Consider the following 21,900-nt stretch of genomic DNA (forward strand, 5'->3'; position numbering starts at 1 on the left):
CACGCAATGTTACGAACCCTCGCCACGAGTGGCAGAAGAGTCGGTCCCACTGGTGGCGGCACCGACCCTACGGACATCGCGATCATGGTCTTCGGGTATCAGGAATTTCTCGAGATCCTGACCAATCAGCCATATCGGCTTCCGTCCGCGGCCCGACCATGTGGCGCCGGTTTCCGGATTGAGGTATTTCGGAACGAACCGGCGAGCGCCACGCTTTTCGCTCCGGGAAGACTTCAACAGATCCCGCACGTCGACCCCGTTCTCGGACAGTACTGCCAGCACGCGCGCGGCAAGAAGCTGTGCCTCCCGCTCCCGGGCAAGCTCGATTTCCCGCTTGAGTTCGTTGAGCTGGCCTAGCAATTCCCGATACCTATTCATTGGATTCTTATCAGCCTTTATGGGCTCTCCAGATAACCTCACAGTCCATTGACCCGGTCCCCCGAGCCGCTCTCGTTGTACAGGCACCGCCCGTTCACGAAGCCGCCCCGCTATTCACAAGCTGGCCCAGCGATACCGCAACCCGCTCGATAACCTCCGCCCAGTCTCCGGGCATCGATTGCCGGTATAAGCTCATCACATGTGGATACCAGGGCGAATCCGTCCTGTCGTGCATCCAGCGCCAGTCGGTCCATGGTTTGTGCAACAGGAGCCAGCAGGGCTTGCCCAGTGCCCCGGTAAGGTGTGCGACCGCTGTGTCGACCGAGATCACCAGGTCTAGCTGGCTGATGAGAGCTGCCGTGTCGGCAAGATCGTTGATGCTCGAGCCCGCAGACATGATGGGCAGATCTGCAGACAGCAATGCTGGCTCGTCTTCACCCTGTCCTTTCTGCAGGCTCACGAACGTTACGCCCGGCACCGACCATAGCGGCGCGAGCGATAGCAGACTGGGCAAGGATCGGTCTGCATCATGCTGATGGACCGTCGACCCCTTCCAGACAAGTCCAACCTTGAACCCACCTGCAGGCAACCGGGTACGCCAATACTCGACCCGGTCAGGCTGCGCGTGGAGATAGGGCAGACGCGCAGGAATGTTCTCGGTCGTGGTGCCGAAGTGCAGCGGCAGGCTCGTGATCAATGACCAGAAATCGTGTGGCCCCACCGCCCCGGTATCACAGACCACTTCATCGACCCCCTCGAGCGTCTCCATGAGTGCCTTCAATGGCGCGGGACAGAGCAACGTGAGACGGCGCAGGCCACGCGCCTTGAGTAGCGGCGCGTACCTGGCAAACTGGATTACATCGCCGAGCCCCTGCTCGTGCCATATCACGAGAGACTGGCCAGCGAGCGGTTCGCCCTGCCATTGCGGATATCCCGGATCCGGGAGCGGCACATTAGCCTTACGACGCGGATGGTAGCGAGCCTCAGCATGCTGCCAGCCCTCAGCGTATCGTCCCAAGCTCAACAGGAGGAACGCCAGATTCCAGCGCGCATCTGCGAAATCAGGGTGCTGCTGCAGCACTGTGCGGTACGTCGCTTCGGCTTCGTCGTAACACCCCAGATGCCGCAGGGCAGCGCCGAGATTGTTCCGGGCGTCCGCGTGCCTTGGGTCGATCTCCAGCGCGTGGCGAAATGCCTGCTCTGCCTCGTCGAAACGTCCGGCCCGCAGAAGCTGCATCCCGAGGTTGTAGTGAGCGCGAAGGTAGCCGGGATCATTCCCGGTTGTGCGACGGTACGCCGTTTCGGCCTCATCGAAACGCCCCATCCCGGCAAGCAGGAGTCCGAGGTTGTTCAGAGCATCGTTCGAGCTCGGGTCAAGCGTCAATGTCCGACGAAATGCGCACTCCGCCTCCTCCCGACGCCCCGCCCCCATGAGCAGCACGCCGAGGTTGTAGTGGGCGAGCGTGTGGTCCGGCGTCAGCTCGATCGCACGACGACAGGCCGCCTCCGCCTCCGTGAGCCGTCCCAGTTGACACAACACATCGCCCAGATTAGTCAAAAACACGGCGTTTTCGCTGATCCCGATCGCCTGCCGGATCAGCGCCTCAGCCTCAGACAGTGCGCCCCGGTGAGCATGGATCAACCCCAGCAAGTGCAGCGCATCTGCATGCTGGGGATCGGACGCGAGCACCCGCCGATAGCCCTCTTCGGCCTCCTGAACACGGCCGGCCTGGTGTGCCTCGAATGCCGGCAGGAAGATGGTTTCGTATGGGTTCGTCATGCTCCCGCCGTTTCGGCTAATTGGGGCGCCGCAGTCGCAGCCAGCGCCTCAAGATCGCGCGCAACCAGCGCCAGGACCGGATCCCATCTGCCATACTCCTGTTGCCGGTACAGCCGGATTGACGGATACCACGGACTGTCGCTGCGTCCGGTCATCCACACCCAGTGTGGATTAACGTCCAGCAACACCCACGCCGGTATGCCCAAGGCGCCTGCCAGATGCGCGACCGACGTGCATACGGTGATCACCAGATCCAGACTCTGGAGCAACGCCGCCGTATCATCGAACGACACCAGTTCCGGGGTGGGGTCGGTCAACATCAACCCTGCCTCGCACATGACCCGGGCCTCAGTCTCACCGTCGGCACCGATCTGTAAGCTGACAAAATCGACGCCTTGCACGGGGCCAAACGCGCTCGCGAGGGCCAGTGGATCCACCGCGCGCAACGAGTTGCGCTGGTGCGTGCGACCACCGCTCCACACCAATCCGACCCTGATCCTGCGCGCCACCGGCGTATATCGCGCACGCCACACTTCGACCTTTGCAGGGTCGGCCTCAAGATAGCGCGGCGCGACCGAAAGCTGGTCCAGCGTCACGCCCAGCATCAACGGCAGACTCGCCAGCGGCAGTTGATAGTCGAAGCTGGGCCAGGAAAGCGGCTGATCGTCTGCCACGATCGTCTCCACCTCATCACCGAGACTGCGCCGTACCAGCGCCAGAAGGTTCGCAAAACAGCAGAAAACCAGCTTGCCACCCGCGTGCCGGACATGTCTGGCGATGAGCGGCAGGAATCGCACGAACTGCAGGACATCGCCATAGCCCTGTTCGCCCCATACAAAGAGGGTCTTGCCGGCGAGAGATTGCCCTGTCCAGCGTGGCGCCGGCAGACTCGGCAAAGTGCCGCGCAACTCAGGAGAACCATCCCACCGAGCTTCATGGTTCTGCCAGCCCGTGGCATAGTCGCCGCACAGCAGTTGCAGCATGGCGAGCGACCAGGCAAGCGACGCGTTACCCGGCTCGAGGCTTGCTGCCCGTTGCGCAATACCCAGTGCCCTGTCCCAATCCTGCAGCTCCTTGAGCACATTGGTGCAGGCTTGCAGTGCGACCGAATAGTCTGGTGCTAGCGCACACGCACGCTCGGCCGCCACCTGGGCCGCAGCCGGATCACCGCACTTGAGCAACACGTTCGCAAGATTGGTCCACGCCAACGCGTTGCCGGGATCGTCATGGAGGGTCTTCTCAAGTAGCGATTGCGCCTTGTCGTAGCTTTTCACCTCGATGTACGCGGCCGCCATGTTGTTGCGTAGCATGTGCACTGTCTGATCGAGCTGCATCGCCCGCTCATAGGCACCGAGCACGAGGTCGTGCCGCTTACCAAGCTGGTACGCGAAGCCCAGACAGAACCAGCCGCGGGCGCTCCCAGGCACGCGTTCGCAATAGGCTGCAGCGGCACTTTGTGCGAGGTCGAACCGGCTCAGGCCGCACAGAAGTTCGATCCAGTCCAGCACCCATGCCTCACCCTGCGTATAGTCATGGTACGCCCTCTCAAACCACACATGGGCCGCTTCGACCTCACCAAGATCCCGCGCGATATAAGCGAGCTCGACCTGCGCCCGGGGGTCATTCGGGACGTCACGTAGCGTGTGCTCCAGCAGCACACGGGCCTCGACGTGGCGTCCCCGCAAACGCAGAAGCCGGCCAGTCACCGTCAGCACACCCGGGGCGCTGGGGTGTGAAGTACGATGAGCCTCCAGCAGACGCCACGCCCCAACAAGATCTCCCTGCGAGATCAGTTCATCGATATGCTCAAAGCGCGATGCCATTTCATTACTCATCGCGATCGGTCGTTCGAAAATGAAACCAGTATGCCCGCACTCAGCCTCATCGACCGCGAAGCGCACCGGGGTGCGACCTCAACGGACGTGTGCCGGGAGCGCAGCAGTAAGTTGGCCACAAGACAACCGATGTAATCCAGGACACTCATGCCGGCTCCCTCATTCACACTTGCAACATCTGCACATCACCACTGATATCCAATACCTGCCCCAACCACGGTACCTGAGCTGCTGGTACCGACGCCACCCTTGATCTTCAGGTTTTCGGTAATACGCGCCGTGAATCCGATCGCAACCGCTGAGTAGCCCTGATAGTTCCCCGTGCCAATCCCGATCGACAAGGTCTTGCCAGGATCGACCTCTGGAATCATCGTCAAAGCAGTTGCAGCAGCGATGCCCGAATAAGCTTGTCGCGCCATCGAGTTCACTTCGTCCTGAACCCCTCCCAACTGCTGTATGTTGACCGCATCAGTCGGATTGACGCCCGGCGCCACATTGGTGATGGTCCGCAGATTGTTCGGCGAGCCTACCGACACCGAGTTCGCCTGGCTGGCGACCGAGCCGGAACCCAGGGCCACCGAGTTCGGCGCGGACGCAGTGGCGTTGGCACCCAGCGCAGACGAACCGGATCCGGTGGACTGCGCACCCGAACCGACTGCGACGCTGTTGCCCGAACTGGCGTTCGAGTTGCCACCGATCGCGACCGATTCGGTGCCCGTCGCGCTCGCCGCACTGCCGGTCGAATTCACTGCGACGTACTTCGAGTTCGCCGCCGCAGCATTCGTGGCCGTGCTCGTGGGTTGCGAGAGCTGTGTGACCTGGCCGCCGAGTGAGCTGAGTTGTGTTTCGACTGTAGATTCAAACGTGAACAACTGGCTGCCGTTGATGGCATCGGTGCTCGATGCCGACACCGCGCCGGCCGCGACGTTGGTCAACGCAACCGCAGAAGCTGCTCCAACGCCGCCGAGCGTCACACTGGTATGCGAAGCATTGTCATACTGCACGGCATCGCCTACCTCCGAGGCTACCGTCTGCAACTGACTGACGTTCACCGCATCGGTCGGCGCGGTGCCGGCGGCTACGCCGTTGAGCTGGCGCGGGCCCGCAGTCCCGGCGAAGTTGACACTAGTTCCGCCCGTGTTGGCGCCCACCGTGATCGCGCCGTTGCCCGGCGCACCGCCGACCTGCTGTACGAGGCCTACCGTGCCGGTAGCGATGCCCGTCGACAGCGCACTTACGCTGCTTGTGGTCGTCTTGAGACCTGTGGACAGCGAGGAGACATTGCTGTTGGTGGTGCTCAGGCCCGTCGACAGCAAGGTGACGTTGCTGTTCGTGGTGCTCAGACCCGTCGACAGCGAGGTGACGTTGCTGTTGGTCGTACTCAGGCCCGTCGACAGCGAGGTGACGTTACTGTTGGTCGTACTCAGGCCCGTGGACAGCGAGGCAACGTTACTGTTGGTCGTGCTCAGGCCCGTCGACAGCAAGGTGACGTTGCTGTTGGTGGTGCTCAGGCCCGTCGACAGTGACGTCACACCGCTCTGTGCCGTGCTGATGCCCGTCGACGTCGAGGTCGACAGCGAGGCAACGTTGCTGTTCGTCGTGCTCAGACCCGTGGACAGCGAGTTCACTCCGCTCTGTGCCGTGCTGATGCCCGTCGACGTCGAGGTCGACAGCGAGGCCACATTGCTGTTGGTGGTGCTCAGACCCGTCGAGGCCGACGTCGACAGCGACACCACATTACTGTTGGTGGTGCTCAGGCCTGTAGACAGCGAGTTCACGCCGCTCTGTGCCGTGCTGATTCCGGTCGAGGTCGAGGTCGACAGCGACGCCACATTGCTGTTGGTCGTACTCAGACCCGTGGACAACGAGTTCACACCGCTCTGTGCCGTGCTGATGCCCGTCGAGGTCGAGGTCGACAGCGAGGCGACATTGCTGTTGGTCGTGCTCAGACCCGTGGACAGCGAGTTCACGCCGCTCTGCGCCGTGCTGATACCCGTCGAGGTCGAGGTGGACAGCGAGGCGACGTTGCTGTTCGTTGTGCTCAGACCGGTCGAGGCCGACGTCGACAGCGACGCCACATTACTGTTGGTCGTGCTCAGACCCGTAGACAGCGAGTTCACACCGCTCTGTGCCGTGCTGATGCCGGTCGACGTGGAAGTCGACAGAGAGGCAACGTTGCTGTTCGTTGTACTCAGGCCCGTCGAGGCCGACGTCGACAGCGACGCCACATTGCTGTTGGTGGTGCTCAGGCCTGTAGACAGCGAGTTCACACCACTCTGCGCCGTGCTGATGCCCGTCGAGGTCGACGTCGACAGCGACGCCACATTGCTGTTGGTCGTGCTCAGACCCGTGGACAGCGAGTTCACACCGCTCTGCGCCGTACTGATTCCAGTCGACGTGGAAGTCGACAGAGAGGCAACGTTGCTGTTCGTTGTACTCAGGCCCGTCGAGGCCGACGTCGACAGCGACGCCACATTGCTGTTGGTCGTGCTCAGACCTGTGGACAGCGAGCTCACGCCGCTCTGCGCCGTGCTGATTCCGGTCGACGTCGAGGTCGAGAGCGAGGCGACGTTGCTGTTCGTTGTGCTCAGACCGGTCGAGGCCGACGTCGACAGCGACGCCACGTTGCTGTTGGTCGTACTCAGACCCGTAGACAGCGAGTTCACGCCGCTCTGCGCCGTGCTGATTCCCGTCGACGTGGAAGTCGACAGCGAGGCAACGTTGCTGTTCGTCGTGCTCAGGCCCGTAGACAGCGAGTTCACGCCGCTCTGCGCCGTGCTGATGCCCGTCGACGTGGAGGTCGACAGCGAGGCCACATTACTGTTGGTCGTGCTCAGACCCGTAGACAGCGAGTTCACGCCGCTCTGCGCCGTGCTGATTCCCGTCGACGTGGAAGTCGACAGCGAGGCAACGTTGCTGTTGGTCGTGCTCAGGCCCGTGGACAGCGAGTTCACTCCGCTCTGCGCCGTGCTGATACCCGTCGAGGTCGAGGTCGACAGCGACGTCACATTGCTGTTGGTCGTGCTCAGACCCGTGGACAACGAGTTCACTCCGCTCTGCGCCGTGCTGATACCCGTCGACGTCGAGGTCGACAGCGACGCCACATTGCTGTTGGTCGTACTCAGACCCGTGGACAACGAGTTCACACCGCTCTGTGCCGTGCTGATGCCCGTCGACGTGGAGGTCGACAGCGAGGCGACGTTGCTGTTCGTTGTGCTCAGACCGGTCGAGGTCGAGGTCGACAGCGACGCCACATTGTTGTTCGTCGTGCTCAGGCCTGTAGACAGCGAGTTCACACCGCTCTGTGCCGTGCTGATACCCGTCGATGTCGAGGTCGACAGCGAGGCGACATTGCTGTTGGTCGTGCTCAGACCTGTGGACAGCGAGTTCACACCGCTCTGCGCCGTGCTGATTCCAGTCGACGTGGAAGTCGACAGAGAGGCAACGTTGCTGTTCGTTGTACTCAGGCCCGTCGAGGCCGACGTTGACAGCGACGCCACATTGCTGTTGGTCGTACTCAGACCCGTGGACAACGAGTTCACACCGCTCTGTGCCGTGCTGATGCCCGTCGATGTTGAGGTCGACAGCGAGGCAACGTTGCTGTTCGTTGTGCTCAGACCCGTCGAGGTCGAGGTCGACAGCGAGGCGACATTGCTGTTCGTTGTGCTCAGACCGGTCGAGGCCGACGTCGACAGCGACACCACATTGCTGTTGGTCGTGCTCAGACCCGTGGACAGCGAGTTCACGCCGCTCTGCGCCGTGCTGATACCCGTCGAGGTCGAGGTGGACAGCGAGGCGACGTTGCTGTTCGTTGTGCTCAGGCCCGTCGAGGCCGACGTCGACAGCGACGCCACATTGCTGTTGGTCGTACTCAGACCCGTGGACAACGAGTTCACACCGCTCTGTGCCGTGCTGATACCCGTCGATGTCGAGGTCGACAGCGAGGCGACATTGCTGTTCGTTGTGCTCAGACCGGTCGAGGTCGAGGTCGACAGCGACGCCACATTGCTGTTGGTCGTGCTCAGACCTGTGGACAGCGAGTTCACACCGCTCTGCGCCGTGCTGATGCCCGTCGACGTGGAGGTCGACAGCGAGGCGACGTTGCTGTTCGTTGTGCTCAGACCGGTCGAGGCCGACGTCGACAGCGACACCACATTGCTGTTGGTCGTGCTCAGACCCGTAGACAGCGAGTTCACGCCGCTCTGCACCGTGCTGATTCCCGTCGACGTCGAGGTCGACAGCGAAGTCACATTGCTGTTCGTCGTACTCAACCCCGTGGACAGTGACGTCACTCCGCTCTGCACCGTGCTTACACCAGTCGACAGCGACGCCACATTACTGTTGGTCGTACTCAGGCCCGTGGACAGCGAGTTCACACCACTCTGCGCCGTGCTGATTCCCGTCGACGTCGAGGTCGACAACGACACCACATTACTGTTCGTCGTGCTCAGACCCGTGGACAACGAGTTCACACCACTCTGCGCCGTGCTGATGCCCGTCGACGTCGAGGTCGACAGCGAAGTCACATTGCTGTCGGTCGTACTCAACCCCGTGGACAGTGACGTCACTCCGCTCTGCACCGTGCTTACACCAGTCGACAGCGACGCCACATTACTGTTGGTCGTACTCAGGCCCGTGGACAGCGAGTTCACACCACTCTGCGCCGTGCTTACACCAGTCGACAGCGACGCCACATTACTGTTCGTCGTGCTCAGACCCGTGGACAACGAGTTCACTCCGCTCTGTGCCGTGCTGATGCCTGTCGACGTGGAGGTCGACAGAGAGGAGACATTGCTGTTGGTCGTGCTCAGACCCGTGGACAGCGAGTTCACACCGCTCTGCGCCGTGCTGATACCCGTCGACGTCGAGGTCGACAGCGAAGTCACATTGCTGTTGGTCGTGCTCAGACCCGTGGACAGCGAGTTCACACCGCTCTGCGCCGTGCTGATGCCCGTCGACGTGGAGGTCGACAGCGACACCACATTGCTGTTGGTCGTACTCAACCCCGTGGACAGTGACGTCACTCCGCTCTGCACCGTGCTTACACCAGTCGACAGCGACGCCACATTACTGTTGGTCGTACTCAGGCCTGTAGACAGCGAGTTCACACCACTCTGTGCCGTGCTGATACCCGTCGACGTCGAGGTCGACAGCGAAGTCACATTGCTGTTGGTCGTGCTCAGACCCGTGGACAGCGAGTTCACTCCGCTCTGCGCCGTGCTTACACCAGTCGACAGCGACGCCACATTGCTGTTGGTGGTGCCCAGGCCTGTAGACAGCGAGTTCACACCACTCTGTGCCGTGCTGATGCCGGTCGACGTCGATGTCGACAGCGAAGTCACATTGCTGTTCGTCGTACTCAGACCCGTGGACAGTGACGTCACCCCACTCTGCACCGTGCTTACACCAGTCGACAGCGACGCCACATTGCTGTTCGTCGTGCTCAGACCCGTGGACAGCGACGTCACACCACTCTGCGCCGTGCTTACACCAGTCGACAGCGACGCTACATTGCTGTTCGTCGTGCTCAGGCCCGTCGAGGCCGACGTCGACAGCGACGTCACATTGCTGTTGGTCGTACTCAGGCCCGTGGACAGTGACGTCACACCGCTCTGTGCCGTGCTGATTCCCGCCGACGTCGACGTCGACAGCGACGCCACATTGCTGTTGGTCGTACTCAGACCCGTAGACAGCGAGTTCACTCCGCTCTGCGCCGTGCTGATGCCCGTCGACATGGAAGTCGACAACGACGCCACATTGCTGTTCGTCGTACTCAGACCCGTAGACAGCGAGTTCACTCCGCTCTGCGCCGTGCTGATACCCGTCGACGTCGACGTTGACAGTGAAGTAATGTTAGAACCTAACGTACTTGCAACCGAATACAGCTCGCTGCCGTTCACCGCATCAGTACTGGTCGCGCCGATCAGGCCCGCAGCTACGTTCTGTATACGTCGCTCGTTTCCAGGAGTCCCGACACTCACAACACCAGCGGTGGAACTGGTGGCAGCAAACGACCCGTAAGTTGTACTGCCAATCGTCACGGGGGTGACCGCACCGGTGCCGCCCGTGGCAGCAGATGCGGTAGCAGTCGTAGAGGCGCCGTTGCCGAGTGCGACCGACCCTGCGACATTAGCTATCGACGCCGCCCCTAAAGCTACGGCGTTGGAAGCCGTCGAGGAAGCGTTCGGTCCTAAGGCGACAGCATCGGTGCCCGGCGCGGAAGCAGACAGTCCTACGGCCACCGCGGCCGAGCCTGTTGCGACAGCGTACGTACCAAGGGCAATCGAGGAATTATTTGTAGCAGCGCTCCCAAACCCTATTGCTTCAGCGTAGGAGCCACTAGCCGAGCTACCATAACCAAGAGCCGTTGCGTTAGTGGTAGCATAAGCACCGTAACCAATAGCCGTTGCATCATTCAAGGTGGCAGTAGCATTGCCGCCAAGAGCGGTTGTGGAGACCCCGTTGGCAAAAGCACTGCCACCAATTGCAATTGCGTAAGCTCCTCCCTGCGCAACGGCGGTCCCACCCTGAGCGGTGCCGATAGCTATACTTGCGGCCGAGCTTGCCTGCGCGCCGGGCGCTGAAGCGCCAGATGCAACACTGGCTCCAGCAGCGTACTGCGCATAAGCAACATGCACCTGCGCACCTAAAGCAACTGCCGCCACTGCGACAGCATGAACCATCTTCGATTTCTTGGGCTTGCCTCGGGCGGAGGCGAGCTCTGATACGGCAACCCACGTTCCCAGTGATTCATTCCAGATCGATCGGTACGCCCTATTCATCGCTTATTCTCCACCTGATTCACCCACCCGATCACTCTCCAATCCTATGATCTGGCTTCATTTATTTAATTTGATTTAAATAAAATATGAAATCCCGACTCAAGCCCAACCATTCGAAATTCGTTCTCAAATTTCTCGATGGCTGATTTCATTTTCAAAAAAATCAAAACGTTCACAAAGTCTACGGAGTGCCCAGCCCCACATTGCAAACCTTTGTGACACGCCTCGGTCTCAGACGACCGCCTACACACGCAGCCGCCCCCACTTCCGCCATCAGACAGAACTGGTCGCGCCGACAAAGTCATCAATGCATCGGACCAATGCGCCTTTCCAAGCGGAGATTCCTCGTACACTTTCTGCGCACGACGCTCGATCCACGTTGTGACACTTGCCCCTTCCAGGCAAAGATCACCTCAAACTGCCGAGGCCTAAGCCTTCTACCGAGGACCAAGTCCAGGCACACCCGATAGGTCGTGCAACGGCGAACCACCCGTAGACAAGCCGTGGGATTTTCGAAATCTGTGCGTATGCGAGTAAATAAAATGAAAGCGAACTGAATCTTGCGAAGCACTTAACTCTCGCCCCAAGACCTGGGAATTCCATTGCGACCGGGAATATATAGCAATTCTCAAAGGTCGCGGCATGTCATCCCATCCGGAATGGCAAATTCGAGACAACGCCAGAGGAATATCGCCCCAGTTCACTAATGTTCACAACTTCCCGCTGCCGAATAATTAAAATTGCTGACTGGCAGCGCAACCTCGAAGAAAGCCCTCGTACCGCTCCTGCGTGCACGCGCAGCGCGAGAACCAATGTGGTGAAAAATGAACCGTACACCAATCTCACAGATGCGGTCACAAACCGGTTCGTTCACCACCTAAACCGAACCACTCAAAAAAGCATGCTGTTCACGGTCGCACCCACACAGATACCACTCGCCACACCAACAACGCGCCCCTTCAGCATCGCATTCACATCTATATCCTGCATAAACACATTACGTCGCGAACGAAAGACCGTTTTGAGCAGTAACGGCCTGGGCAGAACCAGACAAGCCGAGGCGGCGGCTTCTATTGCCAGCCGCAAACCGCCCCCCTTCCCCATGGGAAAATGCAATCCCCAATAGTCCACTCCAACAGAAGCAAGCCACCCAACGAGAGCGCCCACTAGAACTCCCCAAAAAAATCTGTTGGTTGAATACGCTGAATCCACGACATTCCTCAATTTCTGAACTCGTTCGCACACCCGTCGAACATCCCCAAGTCCGTCGGTGCGTTGATGGTAGACAGCACGGGAAAGCGACACGTCACAAAAAGTGAACTGGCGGGACTTTCGGCAAACGCACGCAACGCGCTCCACCCGGAATCGCAATGTTTCAATCGTTCACAAATCTCGTGGTCCGATTCGATATGCTGCACATGCAGGATGGGCGTTCAACAAGCGGCGCTAACGGCCAGTTGATGCGAGGCTTGCAACGCACACGTACTAGAGACTTCCATGGAACACATAGCCGCAGACGATCGCGAGTTCTGCACAATCGGCGACGCGGAACGCGGTCTAGCCAGACGAGAGTTTTTTTTCGTCTATCAGCCCAAGTTGCGACTGCTGGAAGGTCGATTGTCCGGCTTTGAGTCGCTCCTGCGTTGGAGACATCCGTCGCGCGGCGTACTTACTCCAAATTTGTTTATCGACCTTGTGGAAGACTCTCCGCTAACTGAGAGTTTCACGAATTTCGTTGTTGCGGAAGCGGCTCAGACGCTGGCCGATTGGACCTTTAGGGGGTACAACACGCTTTCGTTGGCCGTCAATCTTCCCGCTAGCCAAATTGGTCAGCCAGGGTTGGCAAGCAAACTATCTTCCCTACTTCACAACCGATCGGTCAACGCCTCCCGGTTACAAATCGAGGTCACCGAGAGCACCGATCCCGGCTCAATCGAAGTGTTGGCCGCGGCTATTGAATCCCTTAAGAAATCCGGCGTGAGCGTGGCGATCGACGATTTTGGCGCCGGATGCTGGTCGCTCACCGTTCTGCATCGGCTCGGGGTCGACACGCTGAAGTTAGATCGCAAGTTCATGTGCGACATTCAGGACAACGCGAATTCAAAGATCGTAGTTGAAGCGCTCGTCCAGCTCGGGCAACGTCTTGGAATGCGAGTCGTAGTCGAAGGTGTAGAGACGCAAGCGCAGTTCGCGTGGGTCAGCACAATTGAGCATATAGATTGCCAAGGCTACTACATCTCCGCCCCGATCGAACGCGAACAGATAGACGAGTTCGTTGGCAAGCATCGTCTCATTCACTAAAACGTTCGGGTGCTACTTACGCCCCCCTCTGCGAAGCTGTTGATGACGACTCTTTGTTTGAGCATTCTTGAGAATAACGAACCACAAGCCCTGATCAACCATCGGCACTACTGTGCGAAGATGGGATATGAACATGAGGTGGTGTCGATGACTGGCCTGCAGAGCATTGCACATCGGATTCTCTACAAGTACGAACTGATCCTGCATCACCTGCGGCGCTTGCCGAAATCCGCGCTGCTCGTTTGCGTCACGGAAGATTGCGTGATTCTTGGCATGCACCGGGTCGAAAGCATCGCCGAAGGACGCGACTATCTTCTGATGGGTGTGGAGGGAGAAGGCTACAACAGACAGACCGCAGTTCAGGTCTGGCGCAACACGGCTGCCGTGCGCGCGCTGGTCACGGGCTTTATCGCGCGAGCCAAGGTAACGGGCGGGCTCAATCATGAACTGGATCTTCACGCAGATCTGGACTACCTGCCTCCCCATGCACAGCTCGGCGGATACTACTGTGCCGCAATCTGTAACGTGCGCAGTCAGCCGCCATGGGTGCGGCAAACAAACATATGGACACTGGTGCTATCGGACGTTGAGTTGTACGCAGGTACGCATCCACGCTTTCGCTCGGCACTGTTCGAACATGTGAACGACTGGCAGCAGAAAGGTACGCCCATGCTGGAATTTCCGGCATATGACAGTGTTGAGCAGGGCGAATTCAGCGTCCATAACCCTGGGCGACCCATAGCGATCGTTATGTACTACACACCGAACATCCGCAAGTTTGGCGCGATTGCCGAGTCGAATTTTCTACGCTACTGCAGGCGCCACGGTCATACGCTCTATGTGCACCGCGAGACGCCCACTGAAGCCGAACCGGGAATGGCGGGAACATGGCTCAAGCCGTGGCTTCTGCGAAAGTATCTACCGCATCATGAATGGGTGATGTGGATCGACGCCGATATCCTCTTTATAAACCAGGCAATGAGACTCGATCCCCTGCTAGAGGCCCGCGAAATCGTCGCGGCCCATGACATTGGCCCCTGGATTATCAATGCCGGCGTGCTGGGACTCCGGCGAACCGACCGTAACTTCGAACTGGTCGAACATATACTCGAGTCGATCCGTACTGTGCCCGACAGGTCAAGCACGTACGCGAGTGGCGGAGACCAGACTGTCATCGCCGACATCCTCAAAGGCTCGCTTAGCTGGAATCTCGACGCCGGGTTGAGTCTCGTTGACCTGAACACACCGTGGTTCTTCCAGCAAGACTCGAGCCTGATGGTTCACTACTACGGCATGGTCACCGAACTCCGGGCCATGATGATGGCCGCCCAGGACCGAGTCAGTTTGAATCCATGAAGAAATCCAGCAAGGCCGCGCTGATTCATTCAGCCGATGAATATTGCAAAAGCGGGGAGCTGGAAAAAGCGCGCCGGATTTATCAAAAGGTCAACGAATGGGAACCCGGCGACTTCGATCTGGTCAGCAAAGAACTGGTTTGCTCTCTTCACGTCTGCAACTGGCAACGCTACGACTATCTGCAGCGCGTTTTGCGGGACAATTTCAGGCACAAAGGAGGATTCCTGATCGGAGAGCCGCTCCTGGCCTCGCCATACTTTACTGCTGCCGATCTACTCGAGGTCGGCCGACGCCATATGCTTGGTCTTTCGATCCGGGAGAATGTTTCTCCTCGACGCAAGCTGGACGCGGTCGGCACAAGCGGAAAACTGCGTGTCGGATTCCTGGGAGCGGATTTTTATAACCAGGCAACCATGCACTTGATGGTCGGGCTGATCGAAGAGCACGACCGAAGCCGATTCCAATACATCGCCTACGACAGTGGACCGTCGATTGACGACCCAATACGGCAGCGGGCCATCCAGGCGTTCGATCAATTCCACTGCGTTTCTGAATTCGGAAATGACGACATTGCCAGGATAATTGAGCGCGACGGCATCGACATCCTGATCTTCATCCGCAACCTGACCGATCCCAGAGTCGGCGTTCTGACGCACCGCCCCGCGCCGATTCAGGTGGCCTATCTTTACAATCCGTCTGGGTTCGGTGCCCCGGTTGTCGATTTCCTGATTGCCGATGCGGTAGTCGTGCCGCCTGAACTTGAGCACCACTATTCCGAGCGGATCGCAAGACTGCCTTTCTCGTATCAGCCCAACGATCGGCAACGCCCACTGCCGCAAGAATGCACACGGCTGGAGTTTGGCCTGCCGAGCGACAGCATCGTGCTAGCCAACCTCGGTTCGCCGTTCAAGATCACTCCTGCGATATTCGATCTCTGGTGCAGGATATTGCGCAAGCATCCTCAATGCGTATTGTGGCTACTGCAGACCAACCTCGTCGTTGCGGAAAACCTCCGGCTTGAGGCATCCGTTCGCGGCGTCGATCCGGGCCGCTTGCACTTTGCTTCGCTTGAGGCGATTCCGCGCCACATTACAAGGCTCTCATGTGCCGATCTGATGCTGGACACACACCCGTATGGCGGGCATACCGGCAGCAGTGATGCCTTATGGGCAGGCGTGCCAGTCGTGACGCTCGTCGGCGAGACGTTCGCATCGAGAGTCGCCGCGTCCTTGCTAAACGCGGCTGGGTTATCAACCCTCGCGACTCGAAGCGAGACAGAGTATGTAGACGTCGTTGGCCGCCTGATTGAGGACCGACGAGCGTTGGCCGCTTATCGGTCTCATTTGGTCTCAAGGCGAATGAGCCTGCCGCTATTCGATGTTCGTTCGTATGCCAGAGATTTTGAGAATTTGTTGCTAAATCTGTGGAGCGAGGGAAGCGTGCCCGATGTTGTGGTTTCCTCAAAGAAGGAATTCAAAGAATTTCCGAACACAAGGTTATGCCGATAAAGAAACCGGCCACCAAGCCGAGCGCCCGACCCGTCATCGTTGCATTCAGATCTTCATCGAGCAATAACGGATCTCGCCGCGCTCGAAGGACTGTTATGAGCAGAAGTGGATGTGGAAGAAGGATGCAGGCGGCAACCATGATTGGCGCTGCGGCCTGGGTTACCTCGTTTCCGTAACGCCCTGACGGGATGCCGAGATACTTGAAGATCACCACCACTGCGGCCGTGACGATTGCACCAATCAGCACCCCACCAACGAATTTGTCCGTCGAATGCGTGTCCATGTCACATCGCAAATATTTAGTGGGCAATGGCTTGGTTCGCAAACACCAGCACGAGAATCAGATGAAGGAACCCCCACACGAACAACAAAGACAGCGGGATCGCCGCAATGGCAATCCATACGATCCAGCGCTGCCGACGACGTAACGCGTCGACCTCTTCGCTCGGCCTGTGCGTGAATGCCTTTGCATCGCTCAGCCCCGTAACAGCAATCGTTTTTGGTGCCATATTTCAACTTTTCTCGAACATTTTCGCCAGACACGCTTCCCGCATGCGCTGCGACGTTCGCTAGAACTCAATGCGCACAGGTTGGTCTCCTCGTATGCGGGTTTAGGTACTGTATCCGTGTCAAGCCAGTCAGGCTGTCAAAATTTGTGAACCCGACAGACGGTGGCCTAAATTCAAGGCGGGTCGTAACCATCGCCATGATGGAGTGACGTAGGAATATTTTCCTTCCCAGCAACCGATACGCTCGCACAGAACGTGGCGCATCACGCGCTCATCCAGGGCCATATGGCGCCGTCAACAAACGTGATAATGCGGCACAAACCCTTGGACGCGAATTGCTGCTATGCTGAGCAGTTCGAACAATTGCATTATCCGCACACGGAATACCCGCAACTGCGCGTCTTCGCTGTGCGTATCTGGTGGTTGCGGGCGACGCTACCGAACCTAGTCGCATGACATGCCAAGCAAACACTTCATCTTTCCCTTGACCACCGGGCGTAGCGGTACGCTTTATCTGACTGAGCTGCTGAGACGGAATCTGCACAATGCAGAGGTGCATCACGAGCGTGCTGGACACACGGACCTAGGCGTGCACCATCCGGACGCGTCACATTTCACGCATTTCAATACGTTTGGCAATGACGTCCACGTGCAGAAATTCTGGACTCAAAAGCTGCATGGACTCGCCAATGGTCCCGCGTGTGTCTACGCCGAGATTTCGCACCCCCTCGTCAAGGCGGGACTGATCGAGAATATCGCACCGCTAACCCGTGCGGGCCGGGTAGATCTGATCATTTTGCGGCGCGATACTGAAGACATTCTCTGGAGCCTCGCCAACCGCTTTGATTTTGTTAATAACGCGTTCACGTGGCTGTTTTACCTTGATAGACGTTACCGCAATGTGATCGTGAGTGCCACGCCGTTCATACCGCATGGAATGTACGGCGCTGCGTTGTGGTACATCCATGAGATGTGGACGCGTGTTGAGTATTACCGGAAATTATTGGCAGAGAACGACAATATACATATCCACGAGGTTGAGCTGTCCGAGATCGCGACCAGAGATGGCGCGATGCGATTGCTGCGGGCACTGGGCGCCGATCCCCGTGACATTGACTTACCGTCGCCGCTCAACGCGACCTCTCAAGCGTTCTTTGGCGACGATATTCGCCAGGGTTGCCATGAGTTGGTTCAGAAGTTCCAGGTTGATCACGCAGCGGAGGCAGCCCGCTTTCTGGAAGAAGGAAGGAGATTGGCGTTGGGCCCAACGGCGAGAATGTCAGCGGAATAACCAGGAGCCGTTCGACGACGCATTGGCGTGAAGGAGATCGGTGACGAGCGTGTGTGACTACATCCCTGCACGGTGCTCGCCAGCACCCAGCCCAAGAACTTTCTGCACGGCCTCGATTCGCGAACTTACGTTGAGTTTTTCGAAGATGTTTTTCAGATGCCACTTGACCGTCTCGGGTGCCAGTTTCAACGACCGGCCGATCTCCTTGTTCGAAAGGCCACAGGCAACGTAGTTAAGCACCTCGAACTCCCTCGCACTCAGAATATCCGACGACACCAGCATGGGCCCAACAGTCGTGGGCGATGCAGCCGGTGAACCGCGGACATCGTCGAAAGCTGCCAGCAATCTATCGAAATAGGCCGTTTCGACTTCAGAAACGTTCTCTGAGGCCTGGCGAAACCGTTGCAGTAATGCCTGCACCGCCGGTCCTTCATCCACGAAGCTGTTAATCATGCCGCTCACTTCGCCGATGCGTAGCGCTCGTCCGAGCGTGACAAGTGCCTTTTCAGACGCTCCACATTGTTCGAACGCGAGGGAAAGCAGCACGGAAATAACCACCTCATAACCACGCCAGCCCATCGCGGCCACAGTATCCAGCGAACGAGCAAGAAGCGTGACGGCCTCCTCAGCAAGGTCCTCGGCCATCAGAACGCGGGCCTGCAGGAGGCAGTAGGTTGTCCAGGTTTCCATAGCGGACCCCATTCGCCCTTCGCACATCATTGGCACGCTCGCGCTTAGTTCGTCGGCGATCTGTCTGGCCTTGGCGACGCGGCCGTCTACAAGGTACAGTCTTATCGTCTCGGCATCGCATGCCAGCTTGAGACGTAGCCAGCGTCGGGCTGCAGCGACCTGGCGACCGTCTTCGAGAATAGCCAGAGCCGAACCGGTCTCTCCATCACGCCACAAAAGGCGTGCCGCCGCAAGCACGTGCCGGATCAGCGCACCGAGCGGGGAAACCTCCAAGGCAATCGTTGTACGGTTCGCGATTACCCTCCGTGCTCGCGGAAGCTCATTCCATTCATAGTAGATTGACGCAAGGCAACCCGCCAGCCCCACCGCACCTGCTGAGGAATGGCCCAGGAGACTTTCCGCGCGCTGAAGCGTGTCCTCGAAAATTCGCGTCGCTTCGGGCAGCTCGCCATGTACCAGCGCAGCAAGGCCGTACATCCCGTTTTGAAATATATCTGAGTAGATCGGCCCCGGAACATGTTCCGCTCGTTCCCGGGTGATGTCCCATATGCGACGTATCTGATCAAACCTTCCCCTATACATCAAACCAAAGAATTGCGCTGCATGAGCGTAGCGCTTTGCCCACGGCGTCGTCGATCCCAAAGAGGTCTCGGCGGCACGCCCGAGTTCAAGCGCACGTTCGCTGTCGTCATTGACTCCTGCAATCGCCGCGCTGATGGCGTTCACCTCCGCCAGTACAGACTCATCGACAGTGCCTGTCTCACCTCGGCCCACCCGGTGAATTTCGTCCATAACAACGGAAATCTCCCTCGCAGCAAGCGTTGTCTGAAGCGAGAATGCAAGGGCCCACGCCTTCGCGAGACGCAGGCGTAGCCGCCCACCGATAACATCCGGCGGAAGTTTTTCGATCCACCCTAGCAACGTGTATGGCTCACCACGCTCGAACATCTCCATTGCACAATTCTCAACCCACTGTGCTGCCTGCTCAACTTCGCCTGCTGCCAGTGCATGCCTGACTGCCTCGGGCCACAGACGTGCTTCTGCAAACCATTGGCAGGCGCGACGATGCAGCAAAGGAACTTCCTTCGGCATCTGACGGACAAGCCGGCGCCGAAGCGCGTCGGACAGCAGTGCGTGATAGCGGTACCACTCCTGTCGTTCATCAAGGGGCTGGATGAACACGTTATGCCGCTCGAGCCAGTCCAGGTTTTTCCCGCTTTCAGCACCATCGCCCATGATGGCATCGCACACGCCGGGGGTGAGCCGTTCAAGAACCGACGTGGACAGCAGAAACCTGAGCATGGGCGGCGGCAAATGCGCCAGCACCGTATCGTTCAGGTAGCGATCGATCCCGGAGCCGCTTCCGGCAAGGTTGCTGGCAACCCTGGCCGCATCGCCCGCCTGGGTCAGTGCAAGGGAAGCCAGCTGCAAGCCCGCCACCCACCCCTCAGTCGCCTCGTTCAACAACTCGACACTGGTACGGTTGAGCGGCATGGTGGCTGTCTGGTCAAAGAACGCCTGCGCTTCGTCAATCGAAAAACGGAGGTCGTCGGCATCGATACGCATCAGCTTCTCTGGTGCCCGAAGCTGCCCCAGCGTCAAGGCAGGTTCACCGCGCGCGCCGAGCAGGATATGCATGTTTTCGGGGGCGTAGCGCAGCAGGCGGGACACAACCGCAAGAACGGGTTTCGCCGTCAGGCGATCGACATCGTCCAGCACGAGGAACACGCGCTGGCCGTGCGCAGCGATCCCGTTCAAGAGTACTGAAATGACGGTTTTGATGGGGGTCAGCGCATCATGATTCAGGAGCTGTTGAGCCTGCCAGCCAATGTCCTGCGCTGCCCGGGAGAATGCCGCCACCAGATACGCACCGAACTGCTGCGGATCATCGTCTTCTTCGTCAACGCTAAGCCAGGCAACCGGATGTTTTTGCTCCGACAGCGCTTCACTCCAGCCAGCCAGCAAGGTTGTCTTGCCGAAACCCGCCGGGGCGGTCACGACGGTTACGCCGTGCGCCGGCCGCGCTCGCAGCCTCTCAAACAACGCGGGCCGTTTTACGCAGCGCGACGGAAGGCGTGGCGGAATCATTTTGGTCTGGATCAGCGACACGCTCCATTGGCGATCGGTACTTTCCGAGGATGCTTTCATAATCACTCTCCCCGTCACACCCCACTCGACGTCGCCGGGCACGGGAGTCACTTTCCTTCTCAATATGGTAGTGCCACGGTTATACGGACGCCGGACTGCCAACCTGCGGGAACCCGTAGGGCGACTCGATAGTTCCGGCGTATTGGGATTGCGGGGTACTCGATGCGATGGTGCTATGTGCCTGCGGCGTCAACCAGGTGCAGCCACCGAGGGTCGATGCGATAGCCAATAGCGGCCATATTTTCCACGAAACGTGATCGATCAACGGCGCAAGATAATAGCCAAACCTCAGTGAGGGTCCCGCAGAGTTGTCCATCGCTTGTTGAATCTCCGGTCGCAAACGAAAGGAAGATGCTCGCCCCACCTTCCTGTTCGCACCGCTCATAAGCAGGCGTCGATCTCATTCGAGTCGCCGAACTGGCCAACGCTGGACTTCGGAATGGCAGATCGACCGAGCCACGGTAATAGCTTATCGGACCAGCGCTTTCGCGGTGCGAACAATTGTGAACTTGCGACTCCGTCTAGTCGGGGGTGGAGGCGGTCCGGATTTGACGGGTCTGCTGACGCGGAAAGCGTTCGTTGCCAGCCAGATCCAGTTGCTGGATCTGGCGCCGCAGCCGGTTCAACTGAGCCTGGGCCGCGACACGCTGGGCCTCAAGCTGGGCGATCTCCCGGCGCGTGTGCTGCTGCCGCTGGGTAACCAGTTGCGCCTGGGTGGCGTGGTTGTCCAGATCGGTGCGCAACCGCTCGGCCTGCGCTTGCGCCTGCTCAATCAGACGGATCAGTTGATCGTTTTGGGCCTCGAGCCGGGTGCGACGCATCTCCTCCTCGGACAAATGCGTGGCCAGCTGCGTGAAGTGGCGAAACGCGGCCTCGGCGCTCTCCAGTTCGCCTACCGTCAGGACGCGCCACAATGCGTTGCCATGGTGAAGCGTCACGTAATACACCAGGTCTAACCGATGAAAAAGCAAGCGAGCCCCATAGCTAAAACTCTGGAGTGTCCGGCAAACGGTAAGGGCTCCGTCTGCCTCCAGATGTTCGAACTCTGTGGTGGTGATCTTCCGGACATTCTGTCCGTTAACCCGCGAAGGCGGTGCTCCGGCGTCATGCAGCGGGGTCACGGCATGAGGTGCGTCAACCACAACGCACTCCCCATCCTGTCCAACGGGATCGGAGCCTATGACACCAGCGGCAAATGAATTCGCGGCAAACGAGGCACGCAGGTCCAAATGTTTTTTCAAGAGAGTCTTGCAGATTGGATGGCATTCAGTACGGCAAATGCATATCGGTAGTCTAGAACGGCACGCCTGTCGCGCCGGGCT

At 59.0% G+C, this 21,900-nt stretch carries 12 protein-coding genes and 2 pseudogenes; 4 read left to right on the top strand and 10 right to left on the bottom strand.

Features of this window, described 5'->3' with window-relative positions:
• Positions 1–9: 9 nt before the first annotated feature.
• The 6 genes and pseudogenes from AC1ECK_RS28385 to AC1ECK_RS28410 all read right to left on the bottom strand — a co-directional run.
• A complete protein-coding gene (locus tag AC1ECK_RS28385; RefSeq protein WP_480325133.1) occupies positions 10–378 on the bottom strand; it encodes an H-NS histone family protein in 369 nt (122 codons plus the stop codon).
• Positions 379–472: 94 nt separating this feature from the next.
• Entirely contained in the window at positions 473–2,158 is a 1,686-nt protein-coding gene (locus tag AC1ECK_RS28390) for a tetratricopeptide repeat protein (protein ID WP_480325135.1), read from the bottom strand.
• Positions 2,155–3,981 carry a tetratricopeptide repeat protein gene (locus AC1ECK_RS28395; protein ID WP_480325137.1) on the bottom strand — a complete coding sequence of 609 codons (1,827 nt, stop codon included), beginning with the start codon at positions 3,979–3,981 and terminating at the stop codon, positions 2,155–2,157. Before AC1ECK_RS28395 ends, AC1ECK_RS28390 begins: the two co-directional genes overlap by 4 nt.
• 197 nt (positions 3,982–4,178) lie before the next feature.
• Positions 4,179–4,997, bottom strand: a complete 819-nt coding sequence (locus AC1ECK_RS28400; protein WP_480325205.1) for a YadA family autotransporter adhesin — start codon at positions 4,995–4,997, stop codon at positions 4,179–4,181.
• Positions 4,977–10,313: pseudogene (locus AC1ECK_RS28405) on the bottom strand (ESPR-type extended signal peptide-containing protein); the annotation flags it as partial. The pseudogene AC1ECK_RS28405 and the gene AC1ECK_RS28400, both read right to left, overlap by 21 nt.
• A gap of 330 nt (positions 10,314–10,643) precedes the next feature.
• Positions 10,644–10,775 (bottom strand): annotated as a pseudogene (locus tag AC1ECK_RS28410) (ESPR domain-containing protein); the annotation flags it as partial.
• Between the two features lie 1,497 nt (positions 10,776–12,272).
• Here AC1ECK_RS28410 and AC1ECK_RS28415 point away from each other — a divergent pair.
• From AC1ECK_RS28415 to AC1ECK_RS28425, 3 genes are read left to right on the top strand one after another with little or no spacing between them, the layout of a single operon-like run.
• Complete coding sequence (locus tag AC1ECK_RS28415) at positions 12,273–13,076, top strand: EAL domain-containing protein (protein ID WP_480325139.1); 804 nt, start codon at positions 12,273–12,275, stop codon at positions 13,074–13,076.
• A gap of 57 nt (positions 13,077–13,133) precedes the next feature.
• A complete protein-coding gene (locus tag AC1ECK_RS28420) occupies positions 13,134–14,432 on the top strand; it encodes a glycosyltransferase family protein (RefSeq protein ID WP_480325141.1) in 1,299 nt (432 codons plus the stop codon).
• The gene (locus AC1ECK_RS28425; protein WP_480325143.1) at positions 14,429–15,940 is read left to right on the top strand and encodes an O-linked N-acetylglucosamine transferase, SPINDLY family protein; all 1,512 of its coding nucleotides are present in this window, start codon (positions 14,429–14,431) and stop codon (positions 15,938–15,940) included. Before AC1ECK_RS28420 ends, AC1ECK_RS28425 begins: the two co-directional genes overlap by 4 nt.
• On the opposite strand, the gene AC1ECK_RS28430 is transcribed toward AC1ECK_RS28425, so the two are convergent.
• Both AC1ECK_RS28430 and AC1ECK_RS28435 read right to left on the bottom strand, forming a co-directional pair.
• Positions 15,906–16,223: a hypothetical protein gene (locus AC1ECK_RS28430; RefSeq protein WP_480325145.1), complete on the bottom strand. Its 318-nt coding sequence runs from the start codon at positions 16,221–16,223 to the stop codon at positions 15,906–15,908. The two genes, AC1ECK_RS28425 and AC1ECK_RS28430, sit on opposite strands and share 35 nt — an antisense overlap.
• A gap of 16 nt (positions 16,224–16,239) precedes the next feature.
• Positions 16,240–16,449 (bottom strand): hypothetical protein, encoded by a 210-nt coding sequence (locus AC1ECK_RS28435; RefSeq protein ID WP_480325147.1) that lies wholly within the window; start codon positions 16,447–16,449, stop codon positions 16,240–16,242.
• Positions 16,450–16,906: 457 nt separating this feature from the next.
• Between AC1ECK_RS28435 and AC1ECK_RS28440 the strand changes: the two genes are divergently transcribed.
• Entirely contained in the window at positions 16,907–17,740 is an 834-nt protein-coding gene (locus AC1ECK_RS28440; protein ID WP_480325149.1) for a hypothetical protein, read from the top strand.
• A 57-nt stretch (positions 17,741–17,797) separates the two neighbouring features.
• Here the strand turns inward: AC1ECK_RS28440 and AC1ECK_RS28445 are convergent, their stop codons facing one another.
• Positions 17,798–20,578, bottom strand: a complete 2,781-nt coding sequence (locus AC1ECK_RS28445) for a winged helix-turn-helix domain-containing protein (RefSeq protein WP_480325151.1) — start codon at positions 20,576–20,578, stop codon at positions 17,798–17,800.
• Between the two features lie 521 nt (positions 20,579–21,099).
• The gene (locus tag AC1ECK_RS28450; protein ID WP_480325153.1) at positions 21,100–21,819 is read right to left on the bottom strand and encodes a DUF2968 domain-containing protein; all 720 of its coding nucleotides are present in this window, start codon (positions 21,817–21,819) and stop codon (positions 21,100–21,102) included.
• Positions 21,820–21,900 lie beyond the last annotated feature (81 nt).

The sequence above is a fragment of the Paraburkholderia sp. SSBN10T genome (assembly GCF_056619545.1).

Coding starts and splice junctions, on each gene's coding strand:
- AC1ECK_RS28385 (WP_480325133.1), bottom strand. CDS start 378: ATGAATAGGTATCGGGAATTGCTAGGCCAGCTCAACGAACTCAAGCGG.
- AC1ECK_RS28390 (WP_480325135.1), bottom strand. CDS start 2,158: ATGACGAACCCATACGAAACCATCTTCCTGCCGGCATTCGAGGCACAC.
- AC1ECK_RS28395 (WP_480325137.1), bottom strand. CDS start 3,981: ATGGCATCGCGCTTTGAGCATATCGATGAACTGATCTCGCAGGGAGAT.
- AC1ECK_RS28415 (WP_480325139.1), top strand. CDS start 12,273: ATGGAACACATAGCCGCAGACGATCGCGAGTTCTGCACAATCGGCGAC.
- AC1ECK_RS28425 (WP_480325143.1), top strand. CDS start 14,429: ATGAAGAAATCCAGCAAGGCCGCGCTGATTCATTCAGCCGATGAATAT.
- AC1ECK_RS28430 (WP_480325145.1), bottom strand. CDS start 16,223: ATGGACACGCATTCGACGGACAAATTCGTTGGTGGGGTGCTGATTGGT.
- AC1ECK_RS28435 (WP_480325147.1), bottom strand. CDS start 16,449: ATGGCACCAAAAACGATTGCTGTTACGGGGCTGAGCGATGCAAAGGCA.
- AC1ECK_RS28440 (WP_480325149.1), top strand. CDS start 16,907: ATGCCAAGCAAACACTTCATCTTTCCCTTGACCACCGGGCGTAGCGGT.
- AC1ECK_RS28445 (WP_480325151.1), bottom strand. CDS start 20,578: ATGAAAGCATCCTCGGAAAGTACCGATCGCCAATGGAGCGTGTCGCTG.